The organism is Pseudonocardia adelaidensis (assembly GCF_039543345.1).
In the GTDB taxonomy this organism is placed as follows: domain Bacteria; phylum Actinomycetota; class Actinomycetes; order Mycobacteriales; family Pseudonocardiaceae; genus Pseudonocardia; species Pseudonocardia adelaidensis.
This window is the reverse complement of sequence record NZ_BAABJO010000041.1, coordinates 1-20620: the sequence shown is the minus strand read 5'-3', so window position 1 is coordinate 20620 and position 20620 is coordinate 1. Positions and strand designations below refer to the sequence as shown.

The 20620-nt window shown below is 74.0% G+C and carries 19 protein-coding genes; 5 read left to right on the top strand and 14 right to left on the bottom strand.

Translation table 11 applies throughout. From position 1 onward, the window contains the following. Positions 1-11 precede the first annotated feature (11 nt). From ABEA81_RS36515 to ABEA81_RS36485, 7 genes are all read right to left on the bottom strand, one after another. Positions 12-1820 (bottom strand): ABC-F family ATP-binding cassette domain-containing protein, encoded by a 1809-nt coding sequence (locus ABEA81_RS36515; protein WP_345611678.1) that lies wholly within the window; start codon positions 1818-1820, stop codon positions 12-14. After that, complete coding sequence (locus tag ABEA81_RS36510) at positions 1820-2782, bottom strand: 4-(cytidine 5'-diphospho)-2-C-methyl-D-erythritol kinase (RefSeq protein ID WP_345611676.1); 963 nt, start codon at positions 2780-2782, stop codon at positions 1820-1822. The genes ABEA81_RS36515 and ABEA81_RS36510 overlap by 1 nt, the downstream gene beginning before the upstream one ends. A gap of 53 nt (positions 2783-2835) precedes the next feature. Continuing rightward, positions 2836-3690 carry a 16S rRNA (adenine(1518)-N(6)/adenine(1519)-N(6))-dimethyltransferase RsmA gene (gene rsmA / locus ABEA81_RS36505; protein ID WP_345611674.1) on the bottom strand — a complete coding sequence of 285 codons (855 nt, stop codon included), beginning with the start codon at positions 3688-3690 and terminating at the stop codon, positions 2836-2838. A gap of 16 nt (positions 3691-3706) precedes the next feature. Next, positions 3707-5818, bottom strand: coding sequence for a transglycosylase family protein (locus ABEA81_RS36500; RefSeq protein ID WP_345611672.1), 2112 nt, complete (start codon positions 5816-5818; stop codon positions 3707-3709). A gap of 208 nt (positions 5819-6026) precedes the next feature. After that, a complete protein-coding gene (locus tag ABEA81_RS36495) occupies positions 6027-6902 on the bottom strand; it encodes a TatD family hydrolase (RefSeq protein ID WP_345611671.1) in 876 nt (291 codons plus the stop codon). Positions 6903-6963: 61 nt separating this feature from the next. After that, positions 6964-8757 (bottom strand): methionine--tRNA ligase, encoded by a 1794-nt coding sequence (gene metG, locus ABEA81_RS36490; protein ID WP_345611669.1) that lies wholly within the window; start codon positions 8755-8757, stop codon positions 6964-6966. Positions 8758-8801: 44 nt separating this feature from the next. Next, positions 8802-9365 (bottom strand): Uma2 family endonuclease, encoded by a 564-nt coding sequence (locus ABEA81_RS36485; RefSeq protein ID WP_345611667.1) that lies wholly within the window; start codon positions 9363-9365, stop codon positions 8802-8804. Between the two features lie 41 nt (positions 9366-9406). On the opposite strand from ABEA81_RS36485, the gene ABEA81_RS36480 reads away from it, so the two are divergent. The 3 genes from ABEA81_RS36480 (at position 9407) to ABEA81_RS36470 (ending at position 12343) form a co-directional block, all read left to right on the top strand. Beyond that, on the top strand, positions 9407-9886 hold the full coding sequence (locus ABEA81_RS36480) for a cation:proton antiporter regulatory subunit (protein WP_345611666.1): 480 nt from the start codon (positions 9407-9409) through the stop codon (positions 9884-9886). Next, a complete protein-coding gene (locus tag ABEA81_RS36475) occupies positions 9886-11082 on the top strand; it encodes a cation:proton antiporter (RefSeq protein ID WP_345611664.1) in 1197 nt (398 codons plus the stop codon). The genes ABEA81_RS36480 and ABEA81_RS36475 overlap by 1 nt, the downstream gene beginning before the upstream one ends. 205 nt (positions 11083-11287) lie before the next feature. Next, positions 11288-12343, top strand: a complete 1056-nt coding sequence (locus ABEA81_RS36470; RefSeq protein ID WP_345611663.1) for a polysaccharide lyase family 7 protein — start codon at positions 11288-11290, stop codon at positions 12341-12343. A gap of 103 nt (positions 12344-12446) precedes the next feature. Here the strand turns inward: ABEA81_RS36470 and ABEA81_RS36465 are convergent, their stop codons facing one another. The 5 genes from ABEA81_RS36465 to rsmI form a co-directional block, all read right to left on the bottom strand. After that, positions 12447-13049 (bottom strand): hypothetical protein, encoded by a 603-nt coding sequence (locus ABEA81_RS36465; protein WP_345611661.1) that lies wholly within the window; start codon positions 13047-13049, stop codon positions 12447-12449. Continuing rightward, a complete protein-coding gene (locus tag ABEA81_RS36460; protein WP_345611658.1) occupies positions 13042-14652 on the bottom strand; it encodes a substrate-binding domain-containing protein in 1611 nt (536 codons plus the stop codon). The genes ABEA81_RS36465 and ABEA81_RS36460 overlap by 8 nt, the downstream gene beginning before the upstream one ends. Then, positions 14649-15752 carry a hypothetical protein gene (locus ABEA81_RS36455; RefSeq protein WP_345611656.1) on the bottom strand — a complete coding sequence of 368 codons (1104 nt, stop codon included), beginning with the start codon at positions 15750-15752 and terminating at the stop codon, positions 14649-14651. The genes ABEA81_RS36460 and ABEA81_RS36455 overlap by 4 nt, the downstream gene beginning before the upstream one ends. A 66-nt stretch (positions 15753-15818) precedes the next feature. Beyond that, entirely contained in the window at positions 15819-16319 is a 501-nt protein-coding gene (locus tag ABEA81_RS36450) for a LysR substrate-binding domain-containing protein (RefSeq protein ID WP_345611654.1), read from the bottom strand. A 43-nt stretch (positions 16320-16362) separates the two neighbouring features. Beyond that, positions 16363-17217 carry a 16S rRNA (cytidine(1402)-2'-O)-methyltransferase gene (gene rsmI, locus ABEA81_RS36445; protein WP_345611653.1) on the bottom strand — a complete coding sequence of 285 codons (855 nt, stop codon included), beginning with the start codon at positions 17215-17217 and terminating at the stop codon, positions 16363-16365. A gap of 48 nt (positions 17218-17265) precedes the next feature. Here rsmI and ABEA81_RS36440 point away from each other — a divergent pair, with 48 nt between their 5' ends. Continuing rightward, positions 17266-18852 (top strand): dolichyl-phosphate-mannose--protein mannosyltransferase, encoded by a 1587-nt coding sequence (locus ABEA81_RS36440; protein WP_425570809.1) that lies wholly within the window; start codon positions 17266-17268, stop codon positions 18850-18852. Position 18853: 1 nt separating this feature from the next. Here ABEA81_RS36440 and ABEA81_RS36435 read toward each other — a convergent pair whose 3' ends face one another. Beyond that, on the bottom strand, positions 18854-19753 hold the full coding sequence (locus tag ABEA81_RS36435; RefSeq protein ID WP_345611652.1) for an EamA family transporter: 900 nt from the start codon (positions 19751-19753) through the stop codon (positions 18854-18856). A 118-nt stretch (positions 19754-19871) separates the two neighbouring features. Here ABEA81_RS36435 and ABEA81_RS36430 point away from each other — a divergent pair, with 118 nt between their 5' ends. Next, positions 19872-20492 carry a helix-turn-helix domain-containing protein gene (locus ABEA81_RS36430; RefSeq protein ID WP_345611650.1) on the top strand — a complete coding sequence of 207 codons (621 nt, stop codon included), beginning with the start codon at positions 19872-19874 and terminating at the stop codon, positions 20490-20492. 13 nt (positions 20493-20505) lie between these two features. Here ABEA81_RS36430 and ABEA81_RS36425 read toward each other — a convergent pair. Beyond that, positions 20506-20620: integrase core domain-containing protein (locus ABEA81_RS36425; protein WP_345611773.1), on the bottom strand; the 115-nt coding region annotated here is incomplete at its 5' end.

Genomic DNA, 20620 nt, shown 5'->3' with positions numbered 1-20620 from the left:
GGTGGAACCGCTCAGGACTCGGCGAGCTCCGCGGCGGCGAGCCACTCCAGCTCCACCGCTTCCCGCTCGGTGACCACGGCCTTCAGCTCGCGGTCGAGCGCCATCAGCCGCTCGGGGTCGGTGGCCGCCTCCGCGAGCTGCTCGTGCAGCCGCTCCTCGGTGGCGGCGAGCGCTTCCATGCGCCGCTCCAGCCGGGCGGCCTCCTTGCGGGCGGCGCGCTGCTGGGCCGCGTTCGACGCGGGCCTCGCCTGTGGCGCGGGGGCGGCCGCGGGGGTGCCGGCGGCCTCGGCGCGTCGCCGCAGGTACTCGTCGATCCCGCCGGGAAGGTGGGTGATCTTCCCGTCCCCGAGCAGTGCGACCACCGTGTCGCAGGCCCGTTCCACGAGGTAGCGGTCGTGGCTGACGACGACGAGCGTGCCGGGCCAGCCGTCGAGGAGGTCTTCGAGCTGGGTGAGTGTGTCGACGTCGAGGTCGTTGGTGGGCTCGTCGAGCAGCAGGACGTTCGGCTCGGCCATCAGCAGCCGGGTGAGCTGCAGGCGCCGCCGCTCGCCACCCGACAGGTCACCGACCGGTGTCCACTGTCGCGCCGCCGGGAAGCCCAGCCGCTCCAGCACCTGCGACGCCGACAGCTCCGCCTTGCCGAGCCGCACGTACTTCGAGACCTGCTCGGTGGCCTCCAGCACCCGCATGCCGGCGGGCAGGTCGACGAGCTCCTGCGTGAGCTGGGCGAGCCGGACCGTGCGCCCGCGCACCAGCCGCCCGCCGTCGAGCGGACGCTCGCCGCTCAGGCTGCGCAGCAGCGTGGTCTTGCCCGAGCCGTTGACGCCGACGATCCCGATCCGGTCGCCGGGGCCGACCCGCCAGGTGACGCGGTCGAGCAGCGTGCGCCCGGCCACGACCGCGGTGGCGTCCTCCAGCTCCAGCACCGTGCGCCCGAGCCGGTTGGTGGCGAAACCGAGCAGCTCCACCGCGTTGCGGGGCGGCGGCACGTCGGCGATCAGCGCCTCCGCCGCCTCGATCCGGAACCGCGGCTTCGACGTGCGGGCGGGCGCCCCGCGGCGCAGCCACGCCAGCTCCTTGCGGGCGAGGTTCTGGCGGCGGGCCTCGGCGGCGTCGGCCTGCCGGGCGCGCTCGGCCCTGGCGTAGACCCAGTCGGCGTAGCCGCCGAGGTAGCTCTCGACCCGGCCGTTCGCGACCTCCCACGTGCGTGTGCAGACCGCGTCGAGGAACCACCGGTCGTGCGTGACGACCACGACCGCGCAGCGGCGGGCGATCAGGTGCTCGGCGAGCCACGTGATGCCCTCGACGTCGAGGTGGTTCGTGGGCTCGTCGAGCACGACCAGGTCCGGGTCGCCGACGAGCGTGGCCGCGAGCGCGACGCGCCGTTTCTCGCCGCCGGACAGGCCCTCGACGCCGCGGTCGAGGTCACCGAGCGAAGCTTGCGGAGCCAGCGTCGACGTGATGCCCAGCCCGTCGAGGACGTCGCGCACCTTCGGGTCGCCCGCCCACTCGTGCTCCGCGGCACCGGCCCACGCGGCCAGTACGACATCCCGCACGCGGGCGCCTTCGGGCAGCACGTCGGACTGGGTCAGGTGGGCGAGGTTGAGGCCGCCGAGGCGGCTGACGCGGCCGCCGTCGGGCCGGCGGATGCCGGTGATGATGTCGAGCAGCGTGGTCTTGCCGCCGCCGTTGAGCCCGACGACGCCGATCCGTTCGCCCTGCTCCACCCCGAGCGACACACCGTTCAGCAACACCCGGGAGGCGTCGCCGGGGACGTGCGCGGTGACGGTTTCCAGGTTGACGAGGTTCTGGCCGGCCATCAGGCACGCACCGGGGGCCAGGATGCGGGCGGCGGGCTGGTGGGCGGGTCGTGGTCGACCACGCGCGCACCGGGGACGGGACCGTGCGCGATGCGGACCGTGCGGCACACGCCGACCCCGGCCAGCTCGGTGGCCACGTCCAGCGCCGCCTCCGCGCCCGTGCACAGGAAGGCGCAGGTGGGGCCGGAGCCGGACACCAACCCGGCGAGCGCACCCGCCGCCACCCCGGCGCGCAGCGTGCGGCGCAGGTCGGGGGCCATGCTCACGGCCGCGGCCTGCAGGTCGTTGCCGAGGCTGAGCGCCAGCTGCCGCGGGTCGCCGCCTGCGAGCGCCTCCAGCACCGGCTCCACGGGCCGCTCCGCCGGCGGGCCGTCGCCGCGCAGCCGGTCGAGCTCGCGGAACACGGCGGGCGTCGCGAGACCGCCGCGGTGCAGTGCGATCACCCAGTGCTGCGTGTGCCGCGAGAGCACCGGGACGATCTGCTCGCCGCGCCCCGTGCCGACGGCCGTGCCCCCGTAGAGCGCGAACGTGACGTCGCTGCCGAGCTCGGCGGCGAGCACCGACAGCTCGTCCCGGGACAGGTCGAGCTTCCACAGCGCCGAGAGCCCCACGAGCGCCGCCGCCGCGTCCGCGCTGCCGCCCGCCATGCCGCCCGACACCGGGATGCCCTTGCGCAGCACCAGTCGCACGTCCGGCTCGCGGTCGGCCTTCTCGGCGAGGACCTGGACGGCCCGCCATGCGAGGTTCGTCTCGTCCGCCGGTACCTCGGACACGCCCTCGCCGTGCACCTCGATCCCCGGTGCATCGCTCGCCGCGACCGTGACCTCGTCGAACAGGCTCACCGCGTGGAAGACGGTGACGAGGTCGTGGTAGCCGTCGGCGCGCAGCGGCCCGACCGCGAGATGCAGGTTGATCTTGGCAGGCACACGCACGGTGACCGGTGGTGGGACGGCGGCGAGCACCGGTCAACCCTACGTGCGTCCACCCCGGACGTGCCGCGACCCGCCTCGCCGCCTCACCCGCGGGCCGCGGCGAGGCGGGCGAAGTCCGCGACGGAGAGGGTCTCGGCTCGGGCGAGGGGGTCGATGCCGGCGGCGCGGAGGGCCGCCTCGGCGGCGGCCGGGGAGCCCGCCCAGCCCGCGAGCCCGGAGCGAAGGGCCTTGCGGCGCTGGGCGAACGCCGCGTCGATCAGGCGGAAGACGGTCTCGCGGTCACCCGGCGGCGGGTCGCGGCGGTCGAACGCGAGCAGGCCGGAGTCGACGTTGGGCACCGGCCAGAACACCGCGCGCGGAACCGGCCCGGCGCGGCGGGCCGCGGCGAACCAGGCGAGCTTCGCGCTCGGCACCCCGTACGCCCGGCTGCCCGGTGCGGCGGCGAGCCGCTCGGCCACCTCGGACTGCACCATCACCAGCCCCCGCCGCAGCAGCGGGAGCTCGGCCAGCAGGTGCAGCACCACCGGCACACCGACGTTGTAGGGCAGGTTCGCGACGAGCGCCGTCGGGACGGGCGGAGGCAGGTCCGACGCGCGCAGGCGGAGCGCGTCGGCGGCGGTCACCGTGAGGCGGTCGGCGAGCGCGGGGGCCCGGTCTGCGGCCGTCGAGGCGAGGCGAGCCGCGAGCACCGGGTCGATCTCCACGGCGTGCACGGCCCGCACGGCCGGCAGCAGGGCGAGCGTCAGGGACCCGAGCCCCGGGCCGACCTCCACGACCACGTCGTCCGGTTCCAGCTCCGCGGCCTTCACGATGCGCCGCACCGTGTTCGGGTCGTGCACGAAGTTCTGCCCGAGCCGCTTCGTCGGCCGCAGGTCGAGCTGGGCGGCCAGCGCCCGCACCTCGGCGGGCCCCAGTAGCCGGGACTGCGCGTCGCTCACCCGGGAAGGATGACGGTCACTGCGGCAGGCCGAGCCGGCGGGAGCACGCAGGCCACGCGCCGTAGCCGCCCCGGTCGTCCCGCACCCGTGACGCGACGGCGATCTGCTCCTCGCGCGAGGCCTGGTGCGGGAGCGGGGCGTAGTCGGTGCCGCCGTACGCGCGCCAGGTGCCGGCGTCGAACTGGAGGCCGCCGTAGTAGCCGTTGCCGGAGTTGACCCCCCAGTTCCCGGTGGCCTCGCACTTCGCGAGGCGGTCCCACACGCTGCCGTCGGCCACCACGGGAGCCCTGAGGCTGTCGTTCGTGCCGAGCCGCACGACCCGGGGTTTCGGCTGCGTCACGCTGCCGGCCCGGACCTGCTCGCGACGGGTCTCCTGCCCGTTCTGCACGTAGACGCGCATGATCGCGGTCCGCTCGCCGGGGGCCCCGCGGTCGACGACCACCCGCTTGCCCCGTGGGAGCTCCGGGTCCTCGATGACCTGCTCCGGCGGCGCGATCGGCCGGACCTCGACCACCTCGCCCTCACCGTTGCGCACGATGTGGACGTCGAGGCCCTCGGTGAGCGGGGTGTCCGCCGACGGGACCGAGACGTCGTCCGGCCCGAGCTGGATGCCCTTCTCGGCCAGCAGCCCGGCGACCGTGCCGGACATCGTGGTGACCGGCCCGGGCGCCCCCGTGCCGTCGGTGAACGTGACGGTGCGCGGGACGCGCAGCTCCAGCCGGAACCCGTCGAGGGGGATCTGCGTGGACGGCGAGGCGGACATCTGGATCGGGCTGGCCTCCAGCCCGAGGATCTGCATCGCCTCCTCCACGGTGGTGGCGGGGATCGGCAGGTCGCGCTGCGAGCTGCCCTCCACGAGGGTCAGCGTGCGGGCGTGGGTGAAGATCACCTCGTCGCCGTCGACGATCTCGGTGGACGGTGCGGGCTCGACGCGGTCCTGCGGCGTGACGTCGATGCCGGCCGCCTCGAGCGCCGATGCGACGTCGCCCGCGAAGGTGTGCACGATCCGGTCCTTGCCGTCTATCGTCACCGTGATCGTCTTGTCGACGGCGAGCGCGGCCGCCCCGCCGGCGAGCATCGCGAGCACGACGGCGACGACCGTGAAGCGCAACAGCAGGCCGCCGCGCTGCGGGGCCTCCTCGGCCAGGCGCCGGTCGCGGCGGGAGCGCCGGGGCACGACGTCGGGCGCGGGGGCGGGGCGCGGCCGGGGCGCGACGGGTGCGGGTGCCAGTGCGGCGGGCGCTGCGGGTTCGGCAGGCTCGGCGGGCGCCGGTTCGGCGGGCGCCGGTGCCGCCGGAACGACCTCGACCGGCGCGGTGACCGCCCCGAAGGGGTGCGTGAACGACTCGTCCGTGATCACCGGCATCGGCCCGGTGGGCGCGTCGTTCAGGTACGCCGTCCAGGCCGGAGCGGTGACGCGCGGCAGCTCCGGCGCGCCGGACCCGTGCCGGGAGGAGGTGCCGACGGCCCGGTCGGCGTCACCGATGGCGGGCTGGGGGCCGGTGATCTCGGTGGCGCCCGCGCGGGGCGGCCCACCGGCACGGTCGACGGACGGCGCGGCGGCCTGCGACCCGGTGCGCTCGACCGCGGGGTGCGCGCCGGTGCCGGCGGCCACGGGGTGCGTGCCGGTGCGACCTGCTGCCGGATACGCACCGGTGTGCCGGGCCGCGCGCCGACGCCCGGTCTGCTCGACGGCGGGGCGGGCGCCGGTGCCGTGCTCGACGATCGGCGGTCGTGCCGGGTCTTCGGCCGGCACGACCGGGAGCGGGCCGGTGACGTCGTCCGGGGCGACGGCGGGCAGCTCCCCGGTGACGGGGTCGGCGGACGCGTCGTCGGCCGAGCCGTCCGTCGGGCGCGTGACGATCGGCCGGAACTGCCCGGTGGCGATGCCCCGGTCGTCGGGCCCGGCCGGTTGGGCGCGGCGGTGGGCCCGCGAGCGCGTGAGGGTGGACCGGGCCGCGGGCGCGGCCGGCGGCACGACCTCCAGCGCCGACGTGACGACCGCCTCGGGAGCCTCCGGGTCACCGCCCGCGTACCAGGCCGCGTACGGGTCGTCCCCGGCCTCCGCGTCGGAGAGCCGGGCGCGGGCTTCGGCACCTCGCCGAGCACGCGTTGGGACGTCGACCACGGGCTTCCAGACCTCGTCGGACCGGGCAGGGGAGGAGTCGCGGTCACGGTGGCCCGGAGGCCGTGATCAAGGGGGAGCGCCCCGGACCACCGTGCCCGCTCTAGCTGGGGAGCGTTTCCCCACCCCGGCTTGCGATCACAGAACCGTAACGGGCTGTGAGCACCGAGGTCTAATCCCGACACGCGGGCAGCGCCGAACGGCCCGCGCCCTACGCCGAGCGCGAGGTGTCGCCGGTGGGTGCCCCGGGCACCGCGGCGGGCGGCAGCTCGGCGAGCCCGAACACCCGCTCGGCGTTGTGGCCGGCGGCGGCCGCCACCCGGTCGTCCGGAACTTCCCGCAGGTCCGCGAGGCCACGCACGGTCCACGGCAGGCAGTACGGCTCGTTGGCCCTCCCGCGGTGCGGGTGCGGAGTGAGGAACGGAGCGTCCGTCTCGACGAGCAGCTGCCCCTCCGGCACGACGGCCGCCGCCTCCCGGAGCGCGCGGGCGTTGCGGAACGTGACCGGGCCCGCGAACGACAGCACGTAACCGGCGTCGGCGCACTCACGGGCCATGGCGGCGTCGCCGGAGAAGCAGTGGAACACCACCGTGTCCGGTGCACCCTCCTCGCGCAGGATGCGCAGCACGTCGTCGTGGGCGTCCCGGTCGTGGATCATCAGCGGCTTGCCGAGGCGCTTGGCGAGGTCGATGTGCCTGCGGAACGACTCCTGCTGGGCGACGGGCGGCGAGTAGTCCCAGTAGTAGTCGAGGCCGGTCTCCCCCACCGCGACGACCCGCGGGTCGCGGGCGAGCCGCTCGATCTCGGCGTGGTCGTCCTCGGTGAGCGCGGCCGTGCGCGTCGGGTGCAGCGCGACGGCGGCCACGACCCGGTCGTCCCACTGCGCGGCCTGCACCACCCACCGCGCCGAGGCGAGGTCGTCGGCCACGGTGACCGCACGCGTGACGCCCACCGCCGCGGCCCGGTCCATCGCGGCGCGCACGTCCTCCGCGTTCACGCATCCGCACGCGTCGAGGTGGGTGTGCGCGTCGACGGTCGGAACCGGCAGCGGCTCCGGGGGCGGCGGCGCCTCCCGGCGCTCGCTCACCCGGGCCTCCGGCCCCCGTGAGCGGATACGAGGGCTATAGCACTCGTATTCACTCACGACCTCATTTCGCGATCGGAGCCCACTCGGGTCCCGTCTCGGCGAGATCGGGGTCGAGCTTCCGGAAGATCGGGGTGGGCTTCTCCAGCGGGCGGCCCACCTCGATCGGCGTGGACTCCCAGCGCGCCTGCTCCTTGGTGTAGTCGCCGGTGAGGATCGGGTTGATGCGGCCGGGGATGTCGAGGTCCTCGACGTCCTGCAGCTCCGGCTGCGATGCCCACACCCCGGTGCCGCCCAGCGCCTCGTGCACCTGCTGGGCCGAGTGCGGCAGGAACGGTGTGAGCAGCGTGTTGGCGTCCTGGACGACCTGCAGCGCGGTGTGCAGCACCGCGTCGCGGCGGCCCGGGTCGTCCTTCAGCTTCCACGGCTCCTGGTCGGACAGGTACCGGTTGGCCGCGGAGACGACCTTCATCGCCTCGCTGATGCCGGCCCGGAAGCGCGAGCGCGCGAGGTGCCCGCCCACGGTGTCGAACGCGGCCTTCGACAGCGCCAGCAGCTCGGCGTCGGCGGCCGCGGGCGCGGTGGGCGCCGGGACGGCTCCGTTGTTCTTGTGGGCCATGGAGATCGACCGGTTGACGAGGTTGCCCCACTCGTTGGCCAGCTCGAAGTTGATCCGGCGCACGAACTCGTCCCACGTGAAGTCGACGTCCTGCGTCTCCGGTCCGCCCGCCGCGATGAAGTACCGCAGGCTGTCCGGCCCGTACTCGCGCAGGAAGTCGTTCAGGTAGATCACGGTGCCGCGCGAGGTGGAGAACTTCGAACCGCTCATGGTGAGGAACTCGCTCGAGGCGATCTCCGACGGCAGGTTCAGCTCCCCGTACGGCCCCGGCTCGCCGCCGTGGTCGCCCTGCCCGTTGTGGCCGAGCAGCAGAGCGGGCCAGATCTGGGCGTGGAAGGTGATGTTGTCCTTGCCCATGAAGTACACGAGCTCGGACGCGGGGTCGTTCCACCACGCCTTCCACGCATCGGGGTCGCCGGTGCGCCGGGCCCACTCGACGCTCGCCGAGAAGTAGCCGATCACCGCGTCGAACCACACGTAGAACTTCTTGAGCGGCTGCTCGCGCCACCCGTCGAGCGGGATCGTGACACCCCAGTCGAGGTCGCGGGTGATCGGCCGCGGCCGCATGTCGTCGACGAGGTTCTTGGTGAAGTTCAGGACGTTCGGCCGCCAGCCCGTCTTCGACGCCAGCCACTTGCCGAGCGTCTCGGTGAACGCGGGCAGGTCCAGGAACAGGTGCTCGGTCTCGACGAACTGCGGCACCTCGCCGTTGATCCGCGACCGGGGGTTGATCAGGTCGGCGGCGTCGAGCTGGTTGCCGCAGTTGTCGCACTGGTCGCCGCGCGCGCCGTCGTACCCGCAGATGGGGCAGGTGCCCTCGACGTAGCGGTCGGGCAGCGTGCGGCCGGTGGACGGGCTGATCGCCCCGGTGGTGGTCTTCGGCACCACGTACCCGTTGCGGTGCAGCGCCAGGAAGATCTGCTGCACGACGTCGGAGTGGTTGCCGGTGGTGGTGCGGGTGTAGAGGTCGTAGGTGACGCCGAGCCCGCGCAGGTCCTCCGCGATCACGCGGTGGTACTTGTCCACGGTCTGCTGCGGCGTGAGGCCCTCCTTCTCGGCCTGCACCAGGATCGGGGTGCCGTGCTCGTCACTGCCCGAGACCATGAGCACCCGGTTGCCGACCATGCGCTGGTACCGGGAGAACACGTCGGAGGGCACACCGATGCCGGAGACGTGTCCGATGTGCCGCGGGCCGTTGGCATAGGGCCAGGCCACGGCGGTCAGCACGTGGGAGCTCATGCGCTCCAGCCTATGCCCGGGCCGCATCCGGGTTTCGGGCCCGGTCAGACGGTGGCCGACCCGCCGTCCCAGGTGATCTCGAGCTTGCCGTCGATCGTGCGGAGGGTGATCCCGAGCACCTCGGACCCGAGCGCGCCGTCGGGTCCGGGCTGGACCGGCATCAAGCGGCCTCCCACGGCGCGGACCAGCTCGACCCGCCGCTCCATCGGGTGCGCGACGATCATCTCGCGAACGCCGAGCCCGCTGTAAAAGTCGATCTTCTCGTAGGTTTCGTCCCGCGGCGACCGGACCTCGACAACGAGCTCCGCACCCTCCGCCCCGCGGTCACTGCCCTGATCAGGACGGCGGTACAGCTGGTCCGGCACCCGGTAGTCATCAACGGCGCGAAAAAGTCCCGTCTCCATCCGTGGAACGAGCCCACGTCGTTTCGCCAGGTGACCCACCGCCAGGAAGAACTCGCTGCTGAACTCGGCGTGCGCCTCTCCCGGCGGCGGGACCATGTGCAGTACCCCGTCCCACATCTCGTCGCGCTTGTCCAGGCCCAGCCGGCGGCGCTCGGCGAGCATCGCCTCGACGTCAGGCGGCGCCTCGTACATCACGACCCGCATGGGCAGAGGGTAGCGACCTGCGTCGACTACCGTGGGCGAACGTGAACGTAGAGGTCACGCCCCTGCCCGGCATCGGTGTGCGCAAGGACTTCGCGCTGCGCAACGGCCGGCGGATCGGCGTCGTCACCCACCGGGACGGCAAGATCGAGTTGATCGTCTCCAAGTCCGATGACCCGGATGCGTGCCTCGCCGAGCTCCCGCTCACCGCCGAGGAGGCCGGCGCGCTGGCCAACCTGCTGGGCGCCCCGCAGCTCGTCGCGCAGCTCAGGGAGGAGCACCGCGACCTCCCCGGCATCCACACCCGGCAGCTGCCGGTCGGCCCGCCGTTCGACGGCCGCACGCTGGGTGACACCGCCCTGCGCACCCGCACGGGCGTCTCCGTCGTCGCCGTGATGCGCGCCGGACAGGTGCACCCGAGCCCGACGCCGGACTTCACCCTGACCGCGGGCGACCTCATGGTCACGGTCGGCACGTCCGAGGGGCTCGACAACGCCATCAAGATCCTCAAGCGCGGCGGCTGATGGCCGACACCGCTCTCGAGCTGGTCGAGCTCGGGGCCGTCTTCTTCTCGCTCGGGCTCCTCGGCCGCCTGGCCGGCCGGATCGGCCTCTCCCCCATCCCGCTCTACCTGCTCGGCGGCCTGTTCTTCGGCACGGGCGGCGTGGTGCCGCTGCACGGCATCGAGGGCTTCACGGCGATCGCGGGCGAGGTCGGCGTCATCCTGCTGCTCCTGCTGCTCGGCCTGGAGTACTCGGCGAGCGAGCTGATCGACGGCATGCGCCGCTCGTGGACGGCGGGCGTGCTCGACGTCGTGCTGAACGCGGTGCCCGGCGCGGCCGTGGCGCTGATCCTCGGCTGGGGGCCGGTCGGGGCGCTCGTCATGGGCGGGGTCACGTACATCTCGTCGTCCGGGATCGTCGCGAAGGTGCTCGGCGACCTCGGCCGGCTCGGCAACCGCGAGACCCCGGTGGTGCTGTCGATCCTCGTGTTCGAGGACCTCGTGATGGCGCTGTACCTGCCGATCCTCACCGCGGTGCTGGTCGGGGTGACGCTCACCGGCGCGCTCGGCGCGGTCGGGATCTCGGTGGCGGTGCTCGCCGTGGTGCTGGTGGTGGCGCTGCGCTACGGGCGGTTCGTCTCCGCCGTGGTCGACTCGCCCGACCGCGAGGTGTTCCTGCTCAAGGTGCTGGGCCTCGCGCTGCTGGTGGCGGGCTTCGCCTCCGCGATGCAGGTCTCGGCGGCGGTCGGCGCGTTCCTCCTCGGCATCGCCATCTCCGGGTCCACCGCGGAGAACGCCACCAAGCTGCTCGAACCGCTGCGCGACCTGTTCGCCGCGGTGTTCTTCGTGGTTTTCGGGCTGAACACCGACCCGGCGTCGATCCCGCCGGTGCTCGGCTGGGCCGTCGTCCTCGCAGTCGCGACGACGCTCACGAAGCTGGTGACCGGCTGGTGGGCCGCGGGGCGGGTGGGCATCGGCGCACTGGGGCGAGCCCGGGCTGGGGCCGCGCTCATCGCACGCGGGGAGTTCTCCATCGTCATCGCCGGGCTGGCCGTCGGGTACGCCGCCGTGGACAGCACCCTGACCGCGCTCGCCACCACCTACGTGCTCCTGATGGCGGTGATCGGCCCGGTGGCCGCGCGGCTGGTGGAGCCCGCGGCGCGGTGGGTGCGGGCCCGCCGCCCGTCGACGGCTCCGGCCCCTTCTGCCGGCAACTGACCCCGTTAGGCCGAATGGCCTAGTACGGGAACCGCTCATCGCAGAGATCATTCCTCTCGCCGGTGCGCAGGCAACCGGTGCCGAACTCGCGGATAGCTTTCCTCTCGACCGGACCGGTCACGAAACGGACACGGGGACTCCCCACCCCGCCCGGCACCCCCGAGCCGGCCGTCCGGAGCCGGTCGTCGATCCGGAAGGCAGGTTCGTGGCCCGGCACCGCTTCCCCGGAACCCGCCGCGCGCCGTCCGCTCCGTACGAACAGCAGTCGGAGCAGGGCGACCACACGCGCGGCGCGCGTTCCGCGCCGCACCACAGCACGATCCTCGTCGCCGTCGCCATGGCGGCGGTGATCGCAGTCATCGGCAGCATGCTCTCGGTCGCGGGCGCGCTCGGCCCGCCCGCGGAGAAGGACGTCAACCTCGCCTCGCGCGACCTGGCGGACCTGCCCACGCCGGAGCTGCCCGTCCCCGAGCTGCTGCCCCCCGAGCCCGAGCCCGAGCCGACCACCGAGGCGCCACCGCCCACCTCCGAGGCACCGCCCGAGGACGACGCCGAGAAGAAGCAGGACGGGCAGGAGGGCGACGGGCTCGGGGCCGCCGTGGCGCGTGCCGCCCGGTTCCCCGCGGAGATCATCGACCCCAGCAAGTGGTACCTCACCCTGCCCACCGGGTCGGAGGGCCACCCGGACACGATCGACACCAAGGACCTCGCCACCTACACCAGCAAGTGGTTCCAGCTCAACGACGCGAAGGACGGCGTCGTGTTCACCGCGAACGCGGGCGGCGCCACCACGGAGAACAGCCACTACCCGCGCTCCGAGCTGCGGGAGATGATCGGCGGCGAGAACGCCGGCTGGGACGGCAACTCCGGCACGCACACGATGGAGCTCGAAGAGGCGATCACCAAGACGCCCGCCACCAAGCCGGACGTCATCTCCGCCCAGATCCACGGCGGCGACGACGACGTCATGCAGATCCACCTGTCCGGGAGCCGGCTCACGGTGAAGTACGCCGACGGGGACAAGGACGTCGTGCTCGACCCCGCCTACAAGCTCGGCGAGCGGTTCCGCGTGAAGATCCAGTCCGCCGGGGGCGAGGTGAAGGTCTGGTTCAACGGTGCGCTGAGGGCCACCCTCCCCATCAATGGATCCGGGAACTACTTCAAGGCCGGCGCGTACGTGAACTCCAACCCCAGCAAGGGCGCCGACGCGTCGGACGTCGGCCAGGTCGTGATCTACGGACTGAAGATCACCCACAGCTGAGTCGACCGGGCAGCCGCACCCCGGCCCGTGACCACACACAACGTGTGGGCTCTGCACGCATGCCGGGCCATGTGTGCCGCACCGCCGCGGTGTGTGCGGCGACCTACGGCCGCTCGTGCCGCCGGCGCATCTCCCGCGTCAGGTCCTCGGCCCGCCGCGCGTGGACGTCGGGGACCTGCGCGACCAACCGATCGACCCGTCCGGCCACCAGCCCCAGCTGGGCCAGCAGCTCCCGGGCCGCCGGCTCCTCGGGGGTCGTCGGGGCCCGGCCGAGGTAGGTCTCGAGGCACTCGGGCAGCTCGACGCGGACGATCTCGGCCGCGTCGGCGAGGCGTTCGGGTGCCGCGATCCGGTCGGTCTCCCGGTCGGCCACCTGGTCGAGCCGGTCGAGCGCCAGCCGGACGGCGCCGATGATCCGGCCGACCTGCGCGGCCGCGCCCTCCGGCAGCGCACCGGACTGACCCTGCACCCGCCACAGCAGTGCGGCGGCCTCCGAGCGCAGCGCGTCGGTCAGGCGGGTTCCGGTCGGGTCGGGCGGCGGGTCGCCCGGCCCGACGAGCGCACCCACCCCGTACAGCCCGGCCGCGACGACGGGCCAGATGTCGCCGATCACGCCGGCGAGGTGCAACCCGACGCCGGTCAGCGCGCCGACCATGCCCGCGATGTTCTTCCGCGAGCCGAGGTAGCGGCGGATCCGGTCAGACATACCCGCGGATCTCCTTGAAGACCTCCGCGAGCGGTGCGGTGCGCGCGTCGAACGTGCGGCCGCCCGTGAGCCGGGCGACCTCCTCCATCTCCTCGGCGTTGCTCTCCCCGAACAGCACGCAGAACACCGGCACCGCCGGCCGGGAGCCGGCGAAGGCGCGGAACCCGTCGAGATCGGTACCGCTGGTGTTCTCACCGTCGGTCATCAGGACGATCGAGGTGAAGCGGTCGGGGTCGGCGGCGATCTGCTCGTCCGCGATCCGGTACGCCTCCCGCAGGCTGTCGTAGATCGCCGTTCCGCCGCCCGGCTGGAGGGCTGCTCCGGCGTCGGCGATCCGCTGCCGGTCCGGGCCCGCGTCGTCCTCGGCCACGGTGAACGTCTCCGGCGAGGCCGGCGCGGAGGAGAACGGCAGGAGCGTGACCTGCTCCCGGCCCCGGAACCGGCGGAACTGGCCGGTGAGCGACGAGTCCGCCCCGGCGAGCCCGGCGAGCGAGCGCCGCAGCGCGCCGATGCGCTCGTCCCCGTTCATGGAGCCGGACGTGTCCAGTACGTAGATCGTGCGTGACGGCCGCCGCAGCTTGTCGAAGTAGCTGGTGAGCAGCGCGTCGACGACGTCGGCCTGCGCCGGGAACGGCAGCTCGACCGCCGTGTCCGCCGGGGTGGGAAGGACGCCGGGCAACGCGGGCCGCCGGTGGGTGCGCTCGGCGATCGCGCGCTGGACGTCCGGCGTGCGCAGGTGCTCGACGAGCCTGCGGTACGCGTCCCGCGCCTCCGGCGGTGCGGCGGCGAGCACGGTGAACGGGTACTCGGCCGTGACCACACCGTCGGCGGGCCGGATCAGCTCGAGCGGCTCGGGGAGCGAGCCGTCCGCGTTCATCCCCTGCAGCACGGACTCGTAGTTGATCAGGCCGTCGACCGGCTCGCCGGGATCGGCGCCGGTGGCCCGCCGGACGAACGCCTCCTGCAGGAAACCCGACGACCCGGCGGAGAGGGTCTGGGCGGCGAAGAAGTCGCGCAGGGCGGGCACCGTCGACTCCGCCTGCTGCAGCGTGAGCGCCGACCCGGCACCTGCCAGCGCCGTCGCCACGGCGACCACGGCGGAGAAGCCCGAGTTGGACGCGGACGGGTCCGTCATCCCGTAGGTGAACCGCCGCGCGCCCGCCGCCGCCGCGATCTCCGCCCAGGTGACCGGACGGCCGACCCAGCCGAGCCGCTCTGCCACCGACCGCCGCAGGCCGAGCACCACGGGCGAGGACATGATGTCGGTCGCGGTGCCGAGCCGCGCCTGGGCACCGGGTTGCAGCGCGAGGTAGCGGTTGGAGGAGAACCAGATCGCGTCGTGGTCGGCCTCCACGGCCCCGGACGCCACGGCCTGCGCGCCGTCGAGGGTGCCGACGGGGTCGAGCTGGATCCGCACCCCGGTGGCCTCACCCGCGTCGGCGAGCACCGGTTCGAGGTCGAGGAGCTCGCTGCCCGCGAGCACGCGCAACGTGACCGGGGCGTCGGACGGCCCCACGTCCACCGGCGGCGCGCTCCCCTCGCCGCCACCGCATCCGGCCACGAGCGTGAGTGCCGCGACGGCCGCGACGGCGACCCGCCTCACGGGGTGCACCCGAGCAACGTCAACATCCCCTCCAAGGTGTCGAAGGACGGCGGCTCCACCACGTCGACGAGCGGCGGCGGTTCCAGCAACCCGCGGTCCCGGAACGCGGCGGCGAAGGCGCGGGGGTCGGTGGGCCGGAAGCCGTGCTCCGCGACGAGCGCGACGAGCTGCGGATCGGTGGTCAGGAGCTCCCCCACGCGGTCGCCCGCCGGGGTGAGCGGCACGAGCGTGTGCCGCGAGAAGATCGTCGGGCTCGGGTAGAGCAGCTGTCCGTCGGCGGGCAGCACCGGGTCCGCAGAGAGCTCCTCGGCGAGGTACTGCGCCTCATAGACCAGCGCCATCGGGACCCGCCCCATCCCGGCCGAGAGGTAGTCCTCGAACAGCACCTCCGTGGTCGGCGGCAGGTAGCCCTGGTCGCGGAAGAGCGGCTGGACGGCCGGGGTCACCCGCGTGGCGACGGCCCGGTCGGCGACCACCCCGTCGGCGTTCGCCACGTAGGAGGCGATGCCGAGGTACATGGCCGCGGAGTTGGACTGGCACGGCGCGGTCGTCGAGAGCAGCACGTCCTTGCGCGCCGGGAAGGCGGTGTTGCCCGGCAGCTGGTCCCACCGCGTGCCGGCGGCGGCGAGGTCCAGGTACCGGCGAACGTCGAACGTGGTGCTGCCGGGCGCGACGACGCCGGCCTGCCTGAGCAGGTCGACGATCGGCGCGAACGTCGCGACCGCCATCGGGGAGGAGAACGGGGCGTACGTCCGCGCGACGGGGTGCTGCGCGAGCAGCTTGTCGGCGGCGGGCGAGCTGGAGGGGAAGGCGAAGTCGTAGCCGTCGAGCCGCACGGTGGTGGCGATCTGGCGCGATCCGGCCGGGTCGACCCGCAGCTCGAGGCCGTGGGCCCGGAACGCCGCCCGCACACGCTCGTCACCGAAGAACGCGGCCTTCTCCGAGCCGATGACACCGGTGACCACCGTCGGCGCCGGTGGATCCGGCTCCCGCCCGCCCATGTCGCGGAGCACCACGAACCCGATCACGCCCAGCAGGGCGAGCGCGAGCAACCAGCTGAGGACCCGCCTGCCGGAACGCCGGCCCGCCGGAGCGGTCATGTCGTGATCGTCGCCCGTTCGATTGAACGAGCAGTGAACTTCAGGCCCCGACTTCGTGCCGGCAGCTCACCCCGGTGCTCGCCCGGGCGATGCGGCAGAGCTCCAGCGCCGCGGGGCCCGCCCGCTCGTCGGCGCCGACCGCGCCGCCACCTCCCAGTCGATCTCGACGGCGCCGGGCAGCGGCCGGACGGCGAGACCTGCCGCGCTCTTCTTGCGGGCCACCGACTCCGGGACGATCGCGACGCCGAGCCGGTGGCGGACGAGGTCGATGAGGCCGTGCACGTCGTCGACCTCGAGCTCCACCTCGCGCGGCTGCCCGGCCTGGGCGAACGCCCGGTCGCCGAGCTCGCGGATGCTCCACTCGGGCGGGAAGTCGACGAAGACCTGGGCGCCGAGGTCGGCCCACGTCGGCTCGCCCGTCGCCACGGGGTGCCCGGGGTGGCACAGCAGGACCATCGGGCCGCGCGCCACCGGGAACAGCCGCACCCGTCCGGGACCGGGATCGCCGAGGCGATCGAGCGCACGGGCGCGGGCTAAGGCCCCACCTGACCCTGATGCGTTGCACATCCTGGCCGTGAGTGGATACGGGTGCCGGAGCACTCGTATCCACTCACGACCCGCCGGCGGCGAGCGTGGCCGCGTACAGCTCCCGCTTCTTGACGCCCGCGGCTTCCGCGACCGCGGCCACCGCGTCCTTCATGCGCTCGCCGTCGGCCACCCGCTCCTGCACCGCGCCCACCAGCGACTCGACGCTGGGCGCCTCCGCGGGCGCCGCCCCGGCCAGCACCACGGTGATCTCTCCGCGGACCGGGCCATCGGCCGCCCACCCCGCGAGCTCGCCCAGCGGCCCGCGCAGCACCTCCTCGTGCACCTTGGTCAGCTCCCGGCACACGGCGGCCGAACGAGCGGCACCGAGCACGTCGACGGCCGTGGCGAGGGTGTCGGCGAGCCGGTGCGGGGACTCGAAGAACACCACCGCCCGCTGTTCGGCGGCGAGGCCCGCCAGCCAGCGCCGCCGCTCGCCGTCGCGGCGCGGGGCGAAGCCCTCGAAGCAGAACCGCTCGGCCGGCAGGCCGGACAGCACGAGCGCCGTGGTCACGGCCGACGGACCGGGCAGGCACGTGACCGGGAGGTCGGCCGCCGCGGCGGCGGCGACCAGCCGGTAGCCGGGGTCGGACACGGCGGGCATCCCGGCGTCGGTCACGACGAGCACGGTCCGGCCGGACCGGACGTCGTCGAGCAGGCGGGGCAACCGGGCGGCCTCGACCGCGTCGTAGTGGCTGATCACGCGCCCGGCGACGGTGACGCCGAGCGCGGCCGCGAGCGAGCGGAACCTCCGGGTGTCCTCCGCGGCGACGACGTCCGCCGTGGCCATCGCATCGCGCAGCCGCCCCGAGGCGTCGCGGGCGTCGCCGAGCGGGGTGGCGGCGAGCACCAGCCGCCCGGGACCTGAGCCAGTGGACACGGGCCACAGCCTACGATCGGGTGCGTGGTCAGCCGGGGGGTCGAGGGGGTGCGCACCCGGCAGGCCGCGGGCGAGCCGCCCATCGCGGGAGTCCGGCCGCTCGGCACCAGCCCGGACGTGCCGCAACGCCCGCTCGACCCCACCGCCGTGCTGGGGCCCCCTCCGCCGACCGACCGGCTGCGCGGCTGGATCGTCACGATCTCGCTCACGCTGGTTGCGGGCGTGGTGCGCTTCGCGGGTCTGGGCTACCCGACCGACGGCGGCACCCCGGTGTTCGACGAGAAGCACTACGTGCCGCAGGCGTGGCAGATGCTGCGCAACGGCGGGGTGGAGGACAACCCGGGCTACGAGCTCGTGGTGCACCCGCCGCTGGGCAAGCAGCTCATCGCCGTGGGCGAGTACCTGTTCGGCTACGACGGGTTCGGCTGGCGCGCGGCGTCGGCGCTGGCCGGCGTGCTCACGGTCCTGCTGGTCATCCGGGTCGCGCGCAGGCTCACCGGTTCGACGCTGCTGGGCGGGATCGCGGGCATCCTGCTGATCTGCGACGGCCTCTCGCACGTGCAGTCGCGGATGGGGATGCTCGACAGCTTCTCGGCGTTCTTCGTGCTCGCCGCGTTCGCCGCCGTGCTGTGCGACCGCGACGACGTGCGCGCCCGGATGGCGCTGGTGCTCACCGAGGGCCGCATCGGCGACACCCCGTACGGGCCGCGGCTGGGCGTGCGGTGGTGGCGGTTGCTGGCCGGTGCGCTGCTGGGCTGGGGCTGCGCGGTCAAGTGGTCCGGGTCGTACTGGGTGGCCGGCTTCGCGTTGCTGGTCCTGCTCTTCGACGTCGACGCCCGCCGCGCCGCCGGGGTGCTGCGGCCGTGGGTCGGCACACTGCGCCGCGACCTCGGGCCCGCCGTGTGGGCGTTGGCCGTCGTCCCGGTGCTGGCCTACCTGGGGTCGTGGTGGGGGTGGTTCCGCAGCGAGACCGCCACCGACCGCTACGCCGTCGGCATCGACGTGGGCACCGGCGGACCGTGGTCGTTCATGCCCGACGCGCTGCGCTCGCTGTGGTACTACAGCGGCAAGGTGCTGGAGTTCCACGCCGGGCTGACCACAGAGGCCAGTGGGGTGCACCCGTGGGAGTCCAAGCCGTGGACGTGGCCGATGGGGCTGCGCCCGATGCTGTACTACTACGCATCGGGCGAACGGGTCACCGGCTGCGGGCGCAGCGACTGCATCAGCGCGGTGATGCTCATCGGCACCCCGGCGCTGTGGTGGCCCGCGGTCATCGTGCTCGGCTTCGCCCTGTGGCAGACGCTCACCCGCTACGACTGGCGCTACGCCGCGGTGCTGCTCGCGTACGCGGCGGGCATCCTGCCCTGGTTCGCCAACATGGCCCGCCAGATGTACTACTTCTACATGGCGCCGGTGGCGCCGTTCCTGGTGCTCGCCACCGTGCTGGCCATGGGCGCGGTGCTCGGCCCGGCCGGCGCCGGGCGGGAGCGCCGCCAGACCGGCCTGCTCGTCGTCGGCCTCTGGACGGGACTGGTCGTCGCGAACTTCGCCTGGCTGTGGCCCATCCTCATGGGCGTGCCCATCACGCCGCAGATGTGGGACACCCAGCTCTGGCTGCCGTCCTGGCGGCAGTAGGTCAGGCCGCGCTCAGCAAGGCGCTCGCCGTCAGGGCGAGCACGGCGCTCAGCAGCTGGGTGCGGGTGAGGCGCTCGCCGAGCACCACGCGGGCCAGCAGCACCACGACCACCGGGTAGAGCGACACCACCACGGCGCTGATGCCCAGGTCGCCGACGCGCGCGGCCACGAGGAACAGCACGTTCGCGACCGTGTCGAACACGCCGCTCACCACCATCAGCGCCAGGGTGCGCCCACGCGAGCGGGCATCCCGCTCCGTCGCGCCAGCGGACCCTCCCGTTCCGGGCGTGCGGCTCGCGGCACGGCTGCGGGTGGGCAGCGGCAGGTGGTGGCGGAGGACGAGCCCGGTGAGCAGCGTCACCGAGGCGAGCCGGCCGGCGAGCAGCGGCCACAGCCCCGAGTCGGCGGGGGCGGCGTGCACCCCGACGAAGAACAGGCCGAAGCCCGCGCCTGCGGCGAGGCCGAGCAGCACGCCGGTGGTGGCGGCCCGGTCGTTCCGGGTGCCGGTGGTCGCCAGCAGGATGGCGAGGAGCGCGAGGCCGACGGCGAACACCCCCACCGGCCCGAGCCGTTCACCACCCACCAGCCCGACGGCGAGCGGGAGCCCCGCGCCGATCACCGCCGACAGCGGCGCGACCACGCCCATCGGCCCGACGGCGAGCGCCCTCAGGTACAGCAGCAGCCCACCGGCCCCGGCGATCCCGGCGAGCACCCCGAAGCCGAACGCGGCCGCCGACGGCCGCCCCGCGACGACGCCGATCACGAGCAGCAGGCTCAGCAGCCCGGCGGCCTGCGCGACCACCGTGACGACCAGGACCGGCGCTCGTCGTGCCGCGAGCCCGCCGCTGAAGTCGGCGATGCCGTAGGTGACGGCGGACGGCAGGGCGAACGGCACGGACACTGCGACCTCGGTTCGGGGGTTCAACGGAGCGGACTCGACAGGACAGCGAAGTTGACGCTAGCCGAGGAGAGCACCGGAGTACAACGAACTATCCCCCGAGGTACGGCAGACTGTCCGCATGCAGTCCCCGGAGGACGTGGCCACGGCCGTCGGCCGCAACGTGCGCGCCCTGCGCCAGCAGCGGCGGATGACGATCGACGCGCTGGCCGCCGCGGCCGGCGTCAGCCGCGGCACCGTCATCCAGATCGAGACCGCGCGCGGCAACCCGAGCATCGCCACCCTGGTCTCCCTGGCCGCGGCGCTGCGGGTCGGCGTCGCGTCGCTCGTGGACGGCGACGCGGAGCCGCGGGTCGTGATCAGGCGGGCCGCCGAAGCCGCGAGGCTGTGGAGCAGCGCGGCCGGCAGCAACGCCGTGTTCCGGATCGGCACCGACCCGCCGGACGTCGTCGAGCTGTGGGACTGGACGTTGCAGCCCGGCGACGGCTTCGACGGCGAGGCCCACCCGATGGGCACCCAGGAGGTGCTGTCGGTGCTGTCCGGCCGCCTCGGCCTTCGCGTCGGCGCCACCGAGCAGCACCTGGACACCGGTGACACCGTGCTCTTCCAGGCCCATGCGCCGCACCGCTACTCGGGCATCGGAGACGGGCCGGTCCGGTTCGTCATGGTGGTGCTGCAGCCCGGCGACGCCGGCCTCGTGCCCCCGACGAGCATCGCCGAGGCCGAGCTCCCGCCGCCCTAGCTGTACTCGGCCATCAGGTTGGTGGCAGGCGGCTGATCGGTGGGAGCCCGCCGAGTGCGCTGTGGCGGCGTCGAGTGTTGTAGTACTTGACCCATGAGGCAAGCGCGGCAGCGCGCTCGGCGTTGCTG

What these genes read in the sequence shown, in the direction of transcription:
- ABEA81_RS36515 (WP_345611678.1), bottom strand. Translation starts at nt 1,820, where the DNA reads ATGGCCGGCCAGAACCTCGTCAACCTGGAAACCGTCACCGCGCACGTC.
- metG (WP_345611669.1), bottom strand. Translation starts at nt 8,757, where the DNA reads ATGAGCTCCCACGTGCTGACCGCCGTGGCCTGGCCCTATGCCAACGGC.
- ABEA81_RS36485 (WP_345611667.1), bottom strand. Translation starts at nt 9,365, where the DNA reads ATGCGGGTCGTGATGTACGAGGCGCCGCCTGACGTCGAGGCGATGCTC.
- ABEA81_RS36475 (WP_345611664.1), top strand. Translation starts at nt 9,886, where the DNA reads ATGGCCGACACCGCTCTCGAGCTGGTCGAGCTCGGGGCCGTCTTCTTC.
- ABEA81_RS36465 (WP_345611661.1), bottom strand. Translation starts at nt 13,049, where the DNA reads ATGTCTGACCGGATCCGCCGCTACCTCGGCTCGCGGAAGAACATCGCG.
- ABEA81_RS36455 (WP_345611656.1), bottom strand. Translation starts at nt 15,752, where the DNA reads ATGACCGCTCCGGCGGGCCGGCGTTCCGGCAGGCGGGTCCTCAGCTGG.
- ABEA81_RS36450 (WP_345611654.1), bottom strand. Translation starts at nt 16,319, where the DNA reads ATGTGCAACGCATCAGGGTCAGGTGGGGCCTTAGCCCGCGCCCGTGCG.
- ABEA81_RS36430 (WP_345611650.1), top strand. Translation starts at nt 19,872, where the DNA reads ATGCAGTCCCCGGAGGACGTGGCCACGGCCGTCGGCCGCAACGTGCGC.